Genomic DNA, 16830 nt, shown 5'->3' with positions numbered 1-16830 from the left:
ACCCTACGAAACGCGTGGTCGATCCGGTCGCTGGGTGCTGGGCGTGAAAGGTGCCGCCGACTTGATGGTTCGTAGGACGGGGGCGCTCTCCAAGGAGGTGATCTCGGGGAATGCCGCGAGGCGGTGGGTCAGGTAGTGGTGGAGGGAGTCTGGGTCGGGGCTGAGGGCGTGGGCGGCGAGGTTGGTACGCCCGGTGGTCGCTGCCACGAAAGCCAGCTCGTCATGCTCGGCGAGCGCCTTGCCAACCCGGTCGAGATGCGCCGGTACGACGGACATCCAGAGCAGCGCTCCGGTCGTCACCCCGAACAGCGCCGGATCGAGGTCGACGTCGAAGTAGATCGCCCCGCTCGCCCGCAGCTCACCCAACCGCTTCGCCACCGTCGCAGCCGACCACCCCGTCGCCACGGCCAACTCCGCAAACCCAGCCCGCCCGTCCTGCCCCAACACCGCCAACAACCGCTGATCGGGAGTACCAACCGAGGCTGTACCTCCCTGCATTTCGTCGAATATCAACTGGTGTTGCTGGGCGGGGGTTAGTGCCTTCAGGTGGGCTCGCCACGCGGTGGGGCCGCCTCGGTACATGTGGAGGAGGTAGTGGGCTGAGACGGCGGTGATGCCGGTGGTGCGGGAGATGTCGTGGAGTAGGAGGGCGTTGCCGTCGCCTGGGGTTGTCTGGATGATTGCGGAGATTTCGGTACCACCTGAGGCGAGGCGGACCCACGAGGTGTCCTCTCGCTTGGCTAGCGCGCGGGCCAGGTCCTGAGCGGCTTGTGGTGTGGCCGTCAGGCGGGCCAGCCATTGGGCTTGGCCAGCACGTCGCGGGTCGGCCAACCCGACCACTCGCAGACCGGCGTCGGCGACGAGCCGCCGGTAGCGGCGCGCGATCGTCTGGGTCGAGTTGCTAGGCGGTCTCCTCACCCATGCCGACCTCTTCGGCAGCTCATGGCGCGCGGTCTTCGCAGTGAATCTGCCCCTGGGACTAGCGGTCGTGATCGCCACCCCGCTCCTGCTCGAAGACCGCTCGACTCTGCGCCTGCGCCCCGATCTCGCAGGGAGCGCTCTCCTGCTGATCGCGACCGTCCTGATCGTCTACCCGCTGATCCAGAGCAACCGATGGATCCTGTTGCCGGCCGGGCTGCTCCTCGCCACGGTCTGGCTGGTGCAGCAACGAAGGCGCAACCGCGCCGGCCGGACGCCGCTGGTCGAGTTCAGCCTGTTCGAGAACCGCGGATTCGCCGCCGCCCTCATCACCTCGGCCCTGTTCTTCGCCGTACTGACCGGAGCAACGCTGGTCGTCGTCCTGTACCTCCAAGTCGGACTGCACCAGGGCGTATTGCACGCCAGCCTCATCTTGTTGCCTTGGTCAACGGCTTCCGGCCTGGCGTCCTGGCTGGCCGGCAGCCGGCTGATCCCGAAGTACGGGACCAGCCGGATCATGTTCATCGGCTTGGCGACCTTCGCCACCGGCCTGGTGCTGGTCATCGCCGGGATCCGTCTGCCCGTCTCGCTCGGCATCGCCGGGCTCGGCGCCGGCTTGTTCACCACACCGTTCTTCACCGAGGCACTGCATCGCGTGCGCCCCACCGAGACAGGCTCGGCGGCGGGCTTGCTCAACGCCGTCCAGCAACTCGGCGGCACCATCGGTGTCGCGCTGCTCGGCACGATCTTCTTCCACCACCTCTCCCCCACTCACCCGAAGGCCGCGGCAGAGAGCGCTTTCTGGGTCGCCCTGATCCTCGTCGCCGCAGCAGCCACCTCGACGGCGTTCATGCGAAGCCGGGACTAGGCGCTGGCCACCAGGCCGTCCTCAGCGGCCTTGTTCGCGGTGGCTCGGGCATGGAGAGCCGGGGCCAGGGCGAGTTGGCCGACGAAGAGGATGCCGCCCAGGGCAGCGCACGCGAGCCAGACGGTTACCCGGCCGGCGTGTTCGAGGGTGTTGGTGCCGAGCAACGGACCGATGACGCTCCCCAGCCCGAACGACATGCTTCCCGCCAGCCCCATATAGCCACCGCGCAGGTCGACCGGCGCGAGGTCGGCGAAGACCGCGCCGATCACGGCGGCGAACCCGATCTCGCCGATCGTCCATACGACCACCGACAGCCCATATCCCCACCAGTTGTGCACGATCGCGCCCAGCCCGAAGCCCAACCCAACGATCAGCATCGAGCCGGCCAGCAGTTTAGGTCGGTCGAGCGCCGCCAGCCGCCGGTTGACGAACGGTTGCACCAATACGATCACGACGCCGTTCAACGCGATCACCAGCCCGTACGTCGACGAAGGCAGCCCGTCCCCGGCCATTGCCAGCGGCAACGTCGAGTACCCCTGGAAGTAGATCGTCGCGTAACCGATCTGCAGCAGGATCATCAGCAAGAAGGTGGTGTCCCGCAATACGACCGGCAGCAACGGCCGGCGCGGCCCGTCGTCGAGGACCGGCCGGGTCTCCGGCACCATCCGCCAGATCACCAGCGCCGCGACCACCGACGTACCGGCGTTGATCCAGAACAGCCGGTTGTAGCCGATGCTCGCGAGCACGCCGGCGCTGACTGTCGAGACGGAGAAGCCGAGGTTGATCGCCCAGAAGAGCAGCCCGTACGCCCGTACGCGCTCTCTTGGCTGGAGCAGGTCGGCGACTGTCGCCTGGACGGCGGGCCGGAACAGGTCGCCCATCAGGCCGACCACGAAAGCAGCCGCCCAGATCGTCATCATCGAGCGCGCCGAGCCGAGCAGGATCAGCGCGGCCGCAGTACCGAAGAAGCCGATCAGCATCGTCCGGCGGCGGCCGAAGCGGTCGGACAGCCAGCCGCCGACGAGCTGCGAAACGACGGATCCGGCACCGACCGCAGCCGCCACGGCACCCGCTGTACCGGCGGAGAGGTGGCGGTCCTGGGTCAGATACAGAACCAGGAAGGGCTGGACGAAACTGCCGAGCCGGTTGACCAGCTGGCAGACCCACAGAGCCCAGAAAGCGCGTGGCAGGCGCGGAGCGTCGTTCATACGCTCTACTCTCGGCGGGCCCGGCGAGGGTGTCGAACATTAGGTCCAGGACTAATCCTTTCACCGCGGCGGTCCCAAAGATTAGAGTGCGGGAGTGATCACTCTCAGGCTCAGCACCGACGACGTGAGCCGGATCAGGTTCGCGTTCTCGCCGGTCTGGGAGACGGTGACGAGCATCCGGGCATTGAGCAACAGTACGGCGAGCAGCGTGCACGGACCGTGGCTGCGCAAGGTCCGGCCGTTGCTGGCCGGGTACGACCTATCGTTGCTCAAGGCCCTCATTCCACCGGTGAGCTACATCCCCGACTTCATCACGCCGGCGCCACCGCGTCGCTCGACCAGCTTCGAGTCAGGTCTCGCGGCCGTCGCCGCCACTCCCCTGCCGCTCGTCGTCGCCGAGTTGAAGAAGTTGCATGCGGAGACTCCGCACCCGATGCTGCCGGAGCTGATCGCCAAGCCGGCCGAGGCAGTGGAGCGGATCACGTCGGCACTCGAGGAGTACTGGCACCTCGCGATCGAGCCGGACTGGCGGCGGATGCGGGCGCTGCTGCAGGACGACCTCGCGTTCCGGTTGGAGGAGCTGGCCAGCGGTGGTGTCGAGCGGGTGTTCCGCAATCTGCATCCCTCGGTGAACTTCCGCGGCGACCGGATCGAGATCGACCGCCCGTACTGCTGCGACGGCGAGCCGCTCCCCGGCCAGGGCCTGCTGCTCGTGCCCTGCGTCTTCGCCTGGCCGGCCGCGCTTCCGGTGACCGCGGCACCTCACGTGCCGACCATCACCTACCCACCCCGGGGCCTCGGCCGCCTTTGGGAGTACCAGGAAGACGCCAGCGAATCGCCACTCGGCGACCTGGTCGGCAAAACCAGAGCCGCCATCGTCGGCCACCTCGACCTGCCGATGTCGACCACCCACCTGGCCCACCAGCTAGGCGTCTCCGCCCCCACCCTCAGCGTGCACCTCAGCATCCTGCGCGCCTCCGGCGTAGTCGACTCCCGCCGCGACGGCCGCGCGGTCCTGTACTACCGCACGTCCCTCGGCGATCACCTGCTGAGCGCCTCCCGCCCAGCCGCCCTAGCCTCCGCCTAAGCCGGCTGGACCGGCAGGACCCCGCGGCAGGAGCGGCCGGCCGCTAGCCGAAGGCGGCTGGGTCGATTTGGACTCGGACGGAGCCGAGGAGTTTCTTGGTGCTCCGGGCAGCCTGGCCCTCCTTGAGTGCTCGCGCCAGGTTCGGGCCGGAGGCTCGTGGCGTTCGGACCACGGCGCGGGAGGTCTCGTCGTCGAGCGCGACCGGGCCGAGAACCTCCAAGCCTGCTTGGGGGTCCACCAATTGCTGGACCCGGGCGACGAGGTCGGAGACGGCGTCGGTCGGGCCGGTGAGCTCGGCCAGTTTGGCGGCCGGCGCGAGGCGCGCAGTACGGCGGTCCTCCAGCTCGCGGGCAGCGAAACCCTCCGGACTCCAGCGGACTACTGCTTGCAGCGGTAGCGCCGATGGTTCGCCCACCATGATCACTGTGCCACCGTCGCGCGCCGGGCGGACCAACGCGGCCGCGTTGAACCAGCGGCGTACTGCCTCTTCGGGGGCTCGCAGGTCCGGTCGCGCCAGCAAGAGCCAGGTGTCCAGCAGCAAGGCCGCGCTGTAGCCACCGGTGGCAACCGGCTCGGCACCTGGCGTGGTGACGATCAACGCGGGCTCGTCCGAGACGGCGTCGAGCATGTTGTCGCCACCCGACGTACGGACGAGCACTCCGGGGAAGGCACGACCCAGCTCCTCCGCAGTACGCCGCGCGCCGACGATCGCCGCGCGCATCCGCGTGTCACCGCACTCCGGGCAGCGGTGATCCGCCGCCGGACGCCCACATACGCTGCAACTGGGCGGTCCCGATCCACCAGTACGCCGCAGCGAACCGCCGCAGGTCGAGCAGCGCGACGGCGCCCGGCAGGTCTGGCAGACAAGGCTCGGCAGGTACCCGGCTCGCGGGACCTGGACGAGCACCGGTCCCGTCTTCAGTCCTTCCCGCGCGATCTCGAACGCCCGATGTGGGAGGCGTGCTGCCCGAGCCGCCGGATCCCGCTTGAGGTCATGGTCGGACTCGCCCGAGATGTGGATGGACGGCGCGGCGGCCCGGACGACCTTCCGGTCCGCGATCAGCTCGACGGCCCAACCGGACTCGATCAGCGCCGCGGCCTCCGCGGATCGCGCGAACCCGCCCAGGAGCACCGCACACTTCTGCCGGTACGCACGCAGCAGCAACACCTCGCGTGCATGCGGGTAGGGCGCGCGCGGCTCGGCGTACGAGTCGTCTCCGTCGTCCCAAAGCGCAACGAGTCCCAGGTCGGCGACTGGCGCGAAGGCTGCGGCACGCGTGCCGATCACGACGCGGGTGCTGCCACGCAACGCGCTGAGGAACGCCCGGTACCTGGCTGTCGGACCCAGGTCGGCGGACAGCGTGACGAATCCGCCCGGCCCGAGCACCGCAGCACAGGCCGCTGCCAGCCGCTCGAGGTCGCGGGCATCCGGCGCCAGCAGAAGCGCCCCACGACCGGACGAGGCACAGACGGCGGCCGCCTGCGCAAAGGCCGTCGCCCAATCAGCTCCGGCGACAGCGGTCCAGATCGCGCGCGGCCCTTCGGACCGGGTCAACGCGTCGAGGAAGCCCGAAGCCAGCGGGTACGGCGCCCACTCCGAGCGCGAGTCGGACGTCACTGGGCGGACGGGTTGGGTGCACTTGAGCACCTCGGCCTCGACCTTCGCATGGCGAGGAGGCACCGCCAGGCGGGTCACATCAGCCAGCACCCCGGCGTACCGGTCGGCGACCGCGCGACACAGGTCAGCCACCTCAGGGGTGAGCACCTGCTCGGGCGAGACGACCTTGCGGATCCTCGCCAGCTTGCCCTCGTGCTCGGACGACTCCAGCCGCTCCAGCACGAAGCCGTCCAGGTCCTTGCCCGCGAACCGCACCTTCACCCGCGCCCCCGGCTGGGCCGCGTCGGCGAGATCGTCGGGGACCAGGTAGTCGAACGGCCGGTCCAGATGCGGCAGCGGCATGTCGACCGCGATCCGGGCGACCGGCAGTGACGTGGTGATCCCGGCCGGCTCCTTGGTCCGCGAACGCCGAACGGTCTCGCGAAGCAGCGTCAGCTGCTCAGGTGAGTCCCCGTTCGATGCCACCGCCGAAGCCTAGTCGCCCAGGCCCACCTCCCGCCGCACCCCTGTGCACAACCCGCCATGACTGGCGACCTTGAACACCAAGCGGCGACCTTGAACACGTTATTACCTGTTCAAGGTCGCCACTGGGTGTACGAGGTCACCGGTGGTTGTCCGAGGTCGCCGGTGGGGGTGCTAGGTGACTACTTGTTGACGGCTGCCTTCAGGGCTTCGACGCGGTCGGTGCGCTCCCAGGTGAAGTCTTCGCCGGTACGTCCGAAGTGGCCGTTGCGGGCGGTCTGGGCGTAGATCGGGCGGAGCAGGTCGAGGTCGCGGATGATCGCGGCCGGGCGCAGGTCGAAGACCTCGAGCACTGCATCGCTGATCTTGTCGACCGGGACCGTCTCGGTGCCGAAGGTGTCGACGTAGAAGCCGACCGGCGCCGCCTTGCCGATCGCGTAGGCGACCTGGCACTCGGCCCGCTTGGCCAGGCCGGCGGCGACGATGTTCTTCGCCACCCAGCGCATCGCGTACGCCGCCGAGCGGTCGACCTTCGACGGGTCCTTGCCGGAGAAGGCGCCGCCACCGTGCCGGGCCATCCCGCCGTAGGTGTCGATGATGATCTTGCGGCCGGTCAGCCCGGCGTCGCCCATCGGGCCACCGATCTCGAACCGGCCGGTCGGGTTGACCAGCAGCCGGTAGTCGGTCGAGTCGATGTCGAACTGCTCGAGCACCTGGTCGACGACGTGCTTCTTCACATCCGGCGACAGCATCGAGTCGAGGCTGATGTCGGCCGCGTGCTGGCTGGACACCACCACGGTGTGCACCCGGACCGCCAAGTCGTCGTCGTACTCGATCGTCACCTGGGTCTTGCCGTCCGGGCGCAGGTACGCCATCGTGCCGTCCTTGCGGACCTCGGACAGCCGCGCCGACAGCCGGTGCGCGATGGTGATCGGGAGCGGCATCAGCTCGGGCGTCTCGTCCGACGCGTAGCCGAACATCAGCCCCTGGTCGCCGGCGCCCTGCAGGTCTAGGGCGTCCTCGGACAGGTCCGAGCGCGTCTCGTACGCCGTGTCGACACCCTGCGCGATGTCCGGCGACTGGCTGCCGATGGCGACCGTGACGCCGCAGGACGCGCCGTCGAAGCCCTTCAGCGACGAGTCGTAGCCAATCTCGAGGATCCGCTCCCGGACGATGCCGGGGATGTCCACGTACGCCGTCGTGGTGACCTCGCCGGCCACCACCACCAGCCCGGTGGTCACCAGCGTCTCCACCGCGACGCGGCTCTTCGGGTCCTCGGCCAGCAGTGCGTCGAGAATCGAGTCACTGATCTGGTCAGCGATCTTGTCCGGGTGACCTTCAGTCACCGACTCGGACGTGAAAAGGCGCCGTGCCACGGATTCTCCCTGGATTTCCTCGTCTGCCACCCGGCAGGGGAGATCGTCCCCCGCCCGTACACCACCTCACGCGGTGTTCTTTGGAAGTATGCCAGCAGATCGTTCCGCGAACCCGGAAGTGGCCGCGAATCGCCCAATTGCTGAGACTTCCCACTCACATCATGGACATCCCCGCGTAAACCAGGCGATGTATTTCTCGCCACAGCAACTAAGGCAAGCCTTACCCGGCAGTCAATCCGAGGGCCTGCGCGCCGATGAAGTAGTGGGAGTACTGCGGGTAGAACCGGGGTTCGGCCCAGAGCGTCCAGTAGACGGGGTCGACCGGGGATTGGCCGGCCGGTGAGTTGAGCGCCGGCGTACTGCGTGGCGCTGATGGGGAAGCGGCCGGCGCCGAACAGGACTTCCGTCGCCGAAGCGACTTCGGTCGAGTAGGGGCTCGGCAGGACTATGACTCAGGCGTGGGCGCCGACTGTGACCTCGCAGATCGTCAGCACCGGCTGGGCGCCGACGACGGCGCCGAGCCGGTCGGCCTCCTCGTCGAGCCGGCGGAGCTGCGCCGGCTTGAGCGAACGGAGTGGCTCGACCGTGAGGTGGAGCTTCCGGCCGTTCTTGCGTTGATGCCAGACACCCGCGACGATCCCGTCGACGAGCAGCAGCGGATAGTTACCGGCCTGACCTCTCGCGAGAGCGCGATCCCAGGCCTTGCCGGGAAAGAGCAGCTCACGCGGATGACTGCCCACGCCGTACGCATCGAAGTACGGGAGCAACCGGACGCCACGGGCAGGAGCGGCGCCGAAGTCGGTGTCGCCACGGACGAGCCAAGCAGCCTGCCCGTCGAGCACGACCTCCTCCAACTCGTCAGCTCGCTCGGTGAACACCTTCGCAGCAGCCACCGGCGAGATACTGAGCCATCGAGCGAAGTGTTGCGGCGTCGCCGGCCCGTAGGACCAGAGGAACCGCCGCAACAGCTCAGTGAGCGCCTTCTCAGCACTTACCGCCTCGAACGGCGCGAACCGATGCGGATTGGTGTACGTCGTGTTGCGCCCGCGATTGGGTCCATAGCAAAGCACCCCGGCGTTGGCCGCCTCAGGGATCGACTGCCGCCACCGCGGCCAGAACGTCTGGAAGGCGGGCATCACCAGATCCCCCGCCCACGGCCCGGTCCGCCCGATCACCTCGTCGCTCAGCTCATCCACGGTCAGATCGTCATCGGCCAGCGCGTCCCCGATCGCCGCGATCACCTGCTGCGTCTGCTCCGGCGTCATCCGCATCACCAGCGGCGCCGTCGACTTCGGCGGCTGCAGAGCGGCGAGGGCGCTCACCCAGCTGGCCAGCTCATCGGTCGGCAGCAGATGAACGGTCCCCCGCGGCCCGAACGTCTTCACCAGGCTCCGGTCATCCCACAGCGCCCGCTGAACGTCCTCCCGCGTCCCACCATCCATCCGCAGCGCGACGGAGATCTCCGCAGCCGACAACACCTGAGCATGAGCCCCGGCCATCGCCCGTACTACGTCCGCCGGGCTCCCGTCAGCGGGAACGCTCAGGTGGTGTCTCGCCATCCGCCGCGCGACGACCGCCGGCCAATTCAGCTCCATACCAGCAGGCTAGGACGAGAAGCGGTCAGCTTCTGTCCTCAGCAGCTCAGTGCCAGTGGGTGGCGACGAGGTTCCAGATGACGCCGGCCAGGGCGTCCTTGCTGCCGGACGGCACCGGCAGGGCGGCGCCGTCGCGGTCGAGGATGACTGCCTCGTTCACGTCGCTGCCGAAGACCTTGCCGCCGGACACGTCGTTGACGACGAGCAGGTCGCAGCCCTTGCGCTTGAGCTTGGCTCGGCCGAGCTCCAGGACGCTGTGCTCGCCGTCCCCGGTCTCGGCAGCGAACCCGACGATCACCTGGCCGTCGCGGCGGCGGTCGTGCGAGACGGTAGCCAGGATATCCGGGTTCTCGATCAGGCTGACGGCCGGGACCGAGCCGTCGCCGGTCTTCTTGATCTTGTGCTCGGCAACGTCGGCCGGGCGGAAGTCGGCCGGCGCGGCGGCCATCACGATCGCGTCGGCGTCACCGGCCCGGCCGGTGATCTCGTCGTACAGATCGCGGGTGCTGGTGACCTGGACGACCTCGACGCCGGCCGGGTCGGCCAGCTCGGAGTTGGCGGCGACCAGGGTCACCTTGGCGCCACGGGCGGCGGCGATCCGGGCGAGCGCATAGCCCTGCTTGCCGGACGAGGAGTTGCCCAGGTACCGGACTGGGTCGAGGTGCTCGCGGGTGCCACCGGCGCTGATCAAGACCTGTTTGCCGGTCAGATCGGCCACCGACTGGCCTGCCGCGCGCGCGGCCTCGTCGGCCAGCATCAACTGGCTGATGGCGAAGATCTCCGACGGCTCGGGCAGCCGGCCACGGCCGGTGTCGGCGCCGGTCAACCGGCCGACAGCGGGGTCCAGCACGGTGATACCGCGCGAACGCAGGGTGGCGACGTTGGCCTGGGTGGCCGGGTGCTCCCACATCTCGGTGTGCATCGCGGCCGCGAACAGGATCGGGCAGCGGGCCGTCAGGAGCGTGTTGGTGAGCAGGTCGTCGGCCAGCCCGTGGGCGGCCTTCGCGATCAGATTCGCGGTCGCGGGCGCGACGACAACGAGGTCCGCGCCCTTGCCGATCCGGACGTGCGGTACCTCGTGAACGTCGTCGAACGGGTCGGCCGTCACCGGCTGACCCGACAGCGCCGCCCAGGTGGCGGCGCCGACGAACTCCAGGGCGGCCGCGGTCGGCACCACCCGGACACTGTGCCCGGACTCGGTCAACCGGCGGAGCAGATCGCAGACCTTGTACGCCGCGATCCCGCCACCGACGCCGAGTACTACCGACGGCCGCTGCCCTGTGGTCGTCATCTAGACGGTGTTACTCGGACTTCTCCGCGGCGGCAGCGGCGGCTTCCGCCTCGGCCTCGGGGTCGATGTCCGTGCAGGTCAGCACGCCGTCGTTGATCTCGCGCATGGCGATCGAGAGCGGCTTCTCCTGGACGTGGGTCTCGACCAGCGGTCCGACGTACTCCAGCAGGCCTTCGCCGAGCTGGCTGTAGTAGGCGTTGATCTGCCGCGCCCGCTTGGCCGAGTACAGCACCAGCTTGTACTTCGAGTCGGTGTGGGTGAGCAGGTCGTCGATCGGCGGGGAGGTGATGCCGATGGCGACGGGCTGGTTGCCAGACAAAATGTCAGCTCTTTCCAGAGATGTTGGGTGATCGAATCAACTTTACCAACTGATCGGCCGCTTCCCGAACCGACGCGTTCACGATCGTCACGTCGAACTCCTTCTCGGAGGCCAGTTCGAGGGTCGCGGTCTCCAGCCGGCGCTCCCGCTCCTCGGCCGTCTCGGTCCCCCGGCCGACCAGCCGGCGGACCAGTTCGTCCCAGCTCGGTGGGGCCAGGAAGACGAAATGCGCCTCCGGCATCGTCTCGCGGACCTGCCGGGCGCCCTGCAGGTCGATCTCCAGCAGCGCCGGACGGCCCTCGGCCAGCTTGTCCAGAACCTGCTGCCGGGGCGTCCCGTAGCGGGCCGCCTTGTGCACCACGGCCCACTCGAGCAGCTCGTCGTCGGCGATCATCCGGTCGAACTCCTCGTCGGAGACGAACAGGTAGTGCACGCCGTGCACCTCGCCCGGCCGGGCCTTGCGGGTGGTCGCCGAGACCGAGATCCAGATCTCCGGGAACCGCTCCCGGATGTCGGCCGCCACCGTCCCCTTGCCGACCGCGGTCGGCCCGGCCAGCACGGTCAGCCGCGCGCCACCGGTCTCGCCGTCGCTCACGCCCGCACCGGCCCGCCCGGACTCCGCACCGGCCTGCCCGGGCTCAGCTGCGCCCTGCGCCGGACCGGCGGGCCGAGCCCGCTCGGTGTCGTCGGTCGGACCGTTCCCCGTGGCCACGTCAGTCTCCAGCTCAGTCGACTCCAGCTCACTCGACATCAGCTCGGTCGAGGTCAGCTCAGTCTGCATCATCGGCGTCACTCGGCGAACTCGCGCATCAGCGCGGCGATCTGGTTCGTGCCCAGACCGCGCACCCGGCGGGTCTCGGAGATCCCGGCCCGCTCCATGATCTGCTGGGCCCGCACCTTGCCGACGCCCGGCACGCACTGCAGCAGCGCGCTGACCCGCATCTTGCCGATCACGTCGTTGGTCTGCCCCTCGTGCAGCACCTCCGTAGGAGACGCCCCCGAGTGCCTGATCCTGTTCTTGATCTCCGCACGCTCACGCCGTGCGGCCGCAGCCTTGTCCAGAGCAGCCGCGCGCTGCTCCGGGGTCAAAGATGGAAGTGGCACCGTCTCACCTGTCCCGTTGTGTGTCTTCGCAGGTGAACCTAGCCAAACACTCCCTCCGACGGCAAACAACACACCAAGCGGCGACGACGGCATCCGGACGTGAGTCCGAACACCGTCGTCGCCGAACAGCGGTGGAGCTGTCGCGCTAGGTGATCGTGAGGCAGCCGACGCAGGTCGAGGTACCGCCGTCGGAGTTCGTCACCGTGATGTTGCGGACGCCGGCCGAGCCGGTGATCGAGGACGTCGTGATGTCGATCTGATTCGCCGAGCGGCTGATCAGCAGCACGTTGATCCCCGAGCCGCCGGAGAAGGTCACCTGACTGGTCGAGGTGAACCCGCTACCGGTGATCGAGAACGACTTGAGCAGTCCCCTGGCCACCGTGGCCGGCGAGGCGCCGGTCACCTTCGGGGCCAGGTTCACGGTCAGGCAGTTGGCGCAGGTCGCGGCGTAGGTGTCGGGCCGGCTGACCACGACGTTGCTCTTGGCCACGGCCGCCGTCGCGTCGGTGTTGATCACGGCGTTGATCCGGGTCGCGCTGACGTACAGGTAGGACGTCATCGTCACGCCGCTACCGGTGAAGGACGGCACCGAGGCCGCCGTGAAGCCGGTGCCGTTGATCGCCACGGCCCGGCCGGTCAGGCCCTGCGAGAACGCGTTCGGCGTGATCGACGTGACCGTCATCGCGCTGCGCAGTTGGACCACGACGCTGGTGCTGACGCCGACGTTGCCCGCCGCATCGGTACTGGACGCGCTCAGCGTGTACGTCCCGGCACCCAGGCCCGAGACGGGCGCTGACCAGGCCCCAGCAGCCGCCGTACTGGTCAAGGTGCTGACCAGCGTCCCGGTGGTGTTGCTGCCCGCGTAGATCTTCAGGGTGACCGTGGCGCTGTCACCGGTCAGTGTCCCGGTCGTACCGGACGCCGTGAACGACGTCGCGGTGATCGCCGTGTTGGTAAGCGGACTGGTGATCCGTACCACCGGCTTGGTCGTGTCCACCGTGAACGTCGACGTGCTGGTACCGACGTTGCCGGCCGCGTCGGTCTGGGTGGCCTGTGCCGTGAACGTGCCCTGCGGAAGCGATGCAGGGGTCACTCCCCACGCCCCGGCGGTGATCGGTGCACTCACCGTCTGGCGCGGAGTACCGGTCGCCGTGGCGCCGTTGTAGATGCGCAGCGTCGTGGTTGCCGCGTCACCCGTCGCCGTGCCGCCGGTACCGCTGATCCGGGGCGTGGTGACATTGACGCTCGAGTTGTTCACCGGCGCGGTGATCGCGATCGCCGGTGGCGTCGTGTCGACCGTGCTGGAGACCACGAAGGTCCGTGGCGCGCTGAAGCCGGTCAGGCCGTTGCCGGTCTGCTTGGCCTGGACGGTGTAGGTGCCGTCGGCAAGCGGTCCGGGCAGCGTGGTGGTCCAGGCACCGGCCACATTGGTGGCGTCGGCCGTCAGTACCGGAGTGCCGGTGCTGTAGGGACCGGAGTAGAGCGAGACGGTGACATTGCCGCCGGTCGCCTGTCCGGTACCGCTCACTGTCGGGCCAGTACCAACCGTCTGACCCGCGGTCGGCGCGGTGACGATCGGGTTCGGGATTGTCTGCCCGCCGCTCATCACCTCGGCGACGGTCTTGACCGAGATGCCGCGACTGGCGTTGGCCGTCAACCAGTCCAAGAACTGGCTCAGCGTCGTGTCGGAGACCGGGCGGTAGCCGGCCATGCAGGCGTCGAAGTTCGCGCTGCCCGCGTAGCAGATGTCGTGGAAGAGCATCGGCACCCAGCCGCCGGCCCGGTCAGCCGGACCATTGACGGCGTCCTGCAGCCACTGCAACGTGATCGGGCCGTCGTACGTCGTACCGAGAGCCTTGAAGCTCCATGGCTCCGATGGCGGGATCGACTCGCTGTAGAGCGGGCCACCCACCAGGAGGCTGCCGCCAGTCCGGCCGGACTGGTAACCACAGCCCTTGATGATGCTGACCGCTTGCGCGTTGAAGGCCGCGAACGGGTAGGCGAAGCTGGCCGGCGAGAAGCCCAGCGCCTGCAGCCGGGCCCGGTCGTCACAGGCCTGGTGCCAGCGGTAGTCGAAGCTGGTGTCCGCGGCGGTCATGTCGACGTGGTCGAGCGTGTGTCCGCCGATGTCGTGCCCGTCGGCCTGCAGGGCGTGGATCTGGGTCCACGTCATCGCGCCGGGTTCTGCGGCGTCCACCGCACCGCTGTTGATGTAGAAGGTGCCGTGCATGTTGTGCGTCGCGAACATCGTACGCGTCCCGTACTGACTGAGGTCGCCGTCGTCGAAGGTGAGCGAGACCACCGTCGGGCGCGGCGGCAACGGCGGCTGCGCGGCGGCACCCATCACGTCGCGGACCCGCTTGATCGTCGTACCGGTCGGCGCGTCGGTGCTCTGCAGCCAGTCGATGAAGGCGGACAGCACGTCCTTGTCGATCGACTGGTAGCCACCCATACAACTGGAGTAGTCCGAGGCGGTCGAGTCGCAGACGTTGTTGAACGCGATCGGCAGCCAGCCGCCACCGTTGCTAGAGGCAACATTCACCGCGTTCTGCAGATCAGCGAGCTGGAGCTGGCCGCCGCCCAGGCCGACCGTGCTCAGCCGGAAGGCGTCGGTCGGCGGGAGCTGTTCGGCGTACGGGCCGGACGAGTTGGGGTCGAGACCGCCGACGGTCCGGCCGGACAGGTAGCCACAGCCCTGGACGATGCTCTCCGCGTTCGCGTTCACCGCGGCGAACGGGTAGCTGAAGCTCTTCGGGTCGTACCCCAAGGTGGTCAGTCGTTGCTTGTCGCCACAGACCTGGTCAACCTTGTACTGCTGCGTGGTGCCCGGATCGGTGAGGTCGACGTGGTCCGTCGTCACGCCACCGATCTCGTCGCCGTCGCGGTAGAGCGCGTCGGCGTGCCACGTCGCCATGTAGCCCGGCGCGTTCGCCTCCACCACCCTGCTGGACAGATAGAACGTCCCCTGCACGTTGTGGGCAAGCAACACCGGCCGCGCATGCTGGTACTGCGAGAGCAACCCGTCGTTGAACGTCAGGGACACTACAGTTTCGCCCGCGGCCTGCGCCTGCGAGGCGAACGTGAATTGCCCGAACGAGATCACTACCGCGAGCGCGGCAGTGCCCCGAACGGCGCGTGACTTGACCAAGCCTGACACTGACACCGAGGCCCCCCTGGCATCTGATGCGAATCCAACCCTAAGGACGCCGCTCGAAGCGCGGACGTCCCCCCGAGGATGAGGCTAGCACCGGAAGACCGTTTCGGATACGAGCGGACGATCCGCTTCCGGCCGACTCCGGGCCGTGTGCGGCCCGGTTCCTTTTACGGACTGCTCAGGCTCAGTTGAGCTTCGGCACGTCGACCTTGCAGGAGTCCTTGGCCTGGGTCGCGATCGCCTTGTAGGCGGACGTGACCGGGCCGAGCTGCTTGGCCAGCCGGGCCAGCTCGACCTCGTTCTTCCCGGCCTTCTGGGCTTTTTCGGCGAAGCTGACGATGACCTTCCAGTCATCCTTCACCTCGTCCGGCGCGCTGTCGCGGAGCTTCTTCGCGTCGTCCAGGATCTTCACGTAGTCGGCCGGCTTGGCCGGATCGACATTTGTCGCCGACGCTGCATAACCCGCCAGATCGACACAGTAGGCCTGCGCGTCGGTGCAAGCGGTCAGCCCGGCGGACGCGATCACGATCGTCGCGGTCGTGAAGGCGGTACGTCGCATCAGCTGGTTCGTCCTCAACTCGAGATGGTGACGTTGCAGGTGTCCTTGCCCTGTTTCGCGATCGCCTCGCCGGCGGTCACCAGCTTCGGGCCGCTGTCCTTGGCCAGCTGGTCCAGCTTGGCCTTGTCGCCGCCGGCGTCCTTCACGTCGGCGAGGTACTGGCTCATCACCTTCCAGCTGTCCTTCAGCTCGGCCGGCGACGACTTCGACAGCTTCTTCGCCTCGGTGGTCAGCTTGTCGACGTCTTCTGGATTGCTCAGGTCCTTGAAGTTCTTGACCGCCTCGCCGTAGTTCTGCAGCTCGCTGCAGTAGTTGGCGCCACCCGCGCAGGCCGTCAGAGTTCCGCCGCTCAACACCACTACCGCCACCAGGGCAGCACCCTTACGCATTCCAGACCCAACTCTCGTTCAACGTGTCAGTAACCCAGACTCAGTAACCCAGTACGGCCCGGAACGCGTCGTTCGCGCGATCGGCGGCATCCCGCAGCGACGCGGCGTCCGGGCCGGCACCGAGGATCTCACGAGAGCTGGACGGTACGACGTTGCGCACCGCCGAACCGAAGACATCTTTCAGCCCTTCGGCCGTCCCGCCCTGCGCACCGAGTCCCGGGGCGAGCAGCGGGCCATGGATGTCGAGGTCCTCCCCCGTCGACTTGATCGTCGCGCCGACGACGGCACCGAACGAGCCCAGGTCGTCGGCTCCGGCGTTGAGCTCCCGCAGACCGTCGAGCACGGCACCGGCGACGGTCGGCCCGTCGACCGTGCGGGCGGACTGGAACTGCGGACCCTCGGGGTTCGACGTCAGGGCCAGCACGAACAGCCCGGCACCGGCCTCGCGGGCCTCGTCGATCGCGGGCTGCAGCGAGCCGAAGCCGAGGTACGGGCTCACGGTCAACGCGTCGCAGGCCAGCGGGCCCTTCTCCGCCAGGTACGCCGAGGCGTACCCGGCCATCGTCGAGCCGATGTCTCCGCGCTTGGCGTCGATGATCACCAGGGCTCCGGCTTCGCGGAGTTTGATGGTCGCCTGCTCGAGGACGTAGATGCCCGCCGATCCGAACCGCTCGAAGAACGCCGACTGCGGCTTGAAGACGGCGACCCGGTCGGCCAGCGCGTCGACGACGCCGTACGTGAACGAGGCCAGGCCCTCGGCGGTGTCGGGCAGGCCCCACTGGTCGAGCAGGTGCGAGTGCGGGTCGATGCCGACGCAGAGCGGGCCGCGCTGGTCCATGGCTGCCCGGAGGCGGGTTCCGAACGGCTTGTTCTGCATGGGTT

Annotated in this window: 15 protein-coding genes; 2 read left to right on the top strand and 13 right to left on the bottom strand. The window is 68.5% G+C overall.

Features of this window, described 5'->3' with window-relative positions; genetic code table 11:
- Positions 1-3: 3 nt before the first annotated feature.
- The gene (locus AB0M15_RS31290; RefSeq protein WP_363825884.1) at positions 4-918 is read right to left on the bottom strand and encodes an Lrp/AsnC family transcriptional regulator; all 915 of its coding nucleotides are present in this window, start codon (positions 916-918) and stop codon (positions 4-6) included.
- Positions 919-961: 43 nt separating this feature from the next.
- Between AB0M15_RS31290 and AB0M15_RS31285 the strand changes: the two genes are divergently transcribed.
- A complete protein-coding gene (locus tag AB0M15_RS31285; RefSeq protein ID WP_363825881.1) occupies positions 962-1786 on the top strand; it encodes an MFS transporter in 825 nt (274 codons plus the stop codon).
- Here AB0M15_RS31285 and AB0M15_RS31280 read toward each other — a convergent pair.
- The gene (locus tag AB0M15_RS31280) at positions 1783-2994 is read right to left on the bottom strand and encodes an MFS transporter (RefSeq protein ID WP_363825875.1); all 1212 of its coding nucleotides are present in this window, start codon (positions 2992-2994) and stop codon (positions 1783-1785) included. The two genes, AB0M15_RS31285 and AB0M15_RS31280, sit on opposite strands and share 4 nt — an antisense overlap.
- Positions 2995-3088: 94 nt before the next feature.
- On the opposite strand from AB0M15_RS31280, the gene AB0M15_RS31275 reads away from it, so the two are divergent.
- Entirely contained in the window at positions 3089-4081 is a 993-nt protein-coding gene (locus AB0M15_RS31275; RefSeq protein ID WP_363825871.1) for a winged helix-turn-helix domain-containing protein, read from the top strand.
- A 43-nt stretch (positions 4082-4124) separates the two neighbouring features.
- Here the strand turns inward: AB0M15_RS31275 and AB0M15_RS31270 are convergent, their stop codons facing one another.
- The 11 genes from AB0M15_RS31270 to pyrF form a co-directional block, all read right to left on the bottom strand.
- The gene (locus AB0M15_RS31270; RefSeq protein WP_363825868.1) at positions 4125-6164 is read right to left on the bottom strand and encodes a primosomal protein N'; all 2040 of its coding nucleotides are present in this window, start codon (positions 6162-6164) and stop codon (positions 4125-4127) included.
- Positions 6165-6343: 179 nt separating this feature from the next.
- On the bottom strand, positions 6344-7537 hold the full coding sequence (gene metK / locus AB0M15_RS31265; protein WP_363825866.1) for a methionine adenosyltransferase: 1194 nt from the start codon (positions 7535-7537) through the stop codon (positions 6344-6346).
- 452 nt (positions 7538-7989) lie between these two features.
- Positions 7990-9132, bottom strand: a complete 1143-nt coding sequence (locus AB0M15_RS31260; protein WP_363825863.1) for a winged helix DNA-binding domain-containing protein — start codon at positions 9130-9132, stop codon at positions 7990-7992.
- A 46-nt stretch (positions 9133-9178) separates the two neighbouring features.
- Positions 9179-10423 carry a bifunctional phosphopantothenoylcysteine decarboxylase/phosphopantothenate--cysteine ligase CoaBC gene (coaBC, locus tag AB0M15_RS31255; protein ID WP_363825861.1) on the bottom strand — a complete coding sequence of 415 codons (1245 nt, stop codon included), beginning with the start codon at positions 10421-10423 and terminating at the stop codon, positions 9179-9181.
- A gap of 10 nt (positions 10424-10433) precedes the next feature.
- The gene (rpoZ, locus tag AB0M15_RS31250) at positions 10434-10742 is read right to left on the bottom strand and encodes a DNA-directed RNA polymerase subunit omega (protein ID WP_328325165.1); all 309 of its coding nucleotides are present in this window, start codon (positions 10740-10742) and stop codon (positions 10434-10436) included.
- A gap of 4 nt (positions 10743-10746) precedes the next feature.
- Complete coding sequence (gene gmk, locus AB0M15_RS31245; RefSeq protein WP_363826031.1) at positions 10747-11337, bottom strand: guanylate kinase; 591 nt, start codon at positions 11335-11337, stop codon at positions 10747-10749.
- A gap of 194 nt (positions 11338-11531) precedes the next feature.
- Positions 11532-11846, bottom strand: a complete 315-nt coding sequence (mihF, locus tag AB0M15_RS31240) for an integration host factor, actinobacterial type (protein WP_026163363.1) — start codon at positions 11844-11846, stop codon at positions 11532-11534.
- Between the two features lie 145 nt (positions 11847-11991).
- The gene (locus AB0M15_RS31235) at positions 11992-14949 is read right to left on the bottom strand and encodes a polysaccharide deacetylase family protein (RefSeq protein WP_363826022.1); all 2958 of its coding nucleotides are present in this window, start codon (positions 14947-14949) and stop codon (positions 11992-11994) included.
- A 235-nt stretch (positions 14950-15184) separates the two neighbouring features.
- The gene (locus tag AB0M15_RS31230) at positions 15185-15577 is read right to left on the bottom strand and encodes a hypothetical protein (protein ID WP_363825856.1); all 393 of its coding nucleotides are present in this window, start codon (positions 15575-15577) and stop codon (positions 15185-15187) included.
- Positions 15574-15927 carry a hypothetical protein gene (locus AB0M15_RS31225; RefSeq protein WP_363825853.1) on the bottom strand — a complete coding sequence of 118 codons (354 nt, stop codon included), beginning with the start codon at positions 15925-15927 and terminating at the stop codon, positions 15574-15576. Before AB0M15_RS31225 ends, AB0M15_RS31230 begins: the two co-directional genes overlap by 4 nt.
- Before the next feature lie 61 nt (positions 15928-15988).
- Complete coding sequence (gene pyrF, locus AB0M15_RS31220) at positions 15989-16825, bottom strand: orotidine-5'-phosphate decarboxylase (RefSeq protein ID WP_363825850.1); 837 nt, start codon at positions 16823-16825, stop codon at positions 15989-15991.
- Between the last annotated feature and the right edge of the window lie 5 nt (positions 16826-16830).

This window comes from Kribbella sp. NPDC051718 (assembly GCF_040681515.1).
Classification (GTDB): domain Bacteria; phylum Actinomycetota; class Actinomycetes; order Propionibacteriales; family Kribbellaceae; genus Kribbella.
This window is presented reverse-complemented; position numbering and strand designations above follow the sequence as displayed.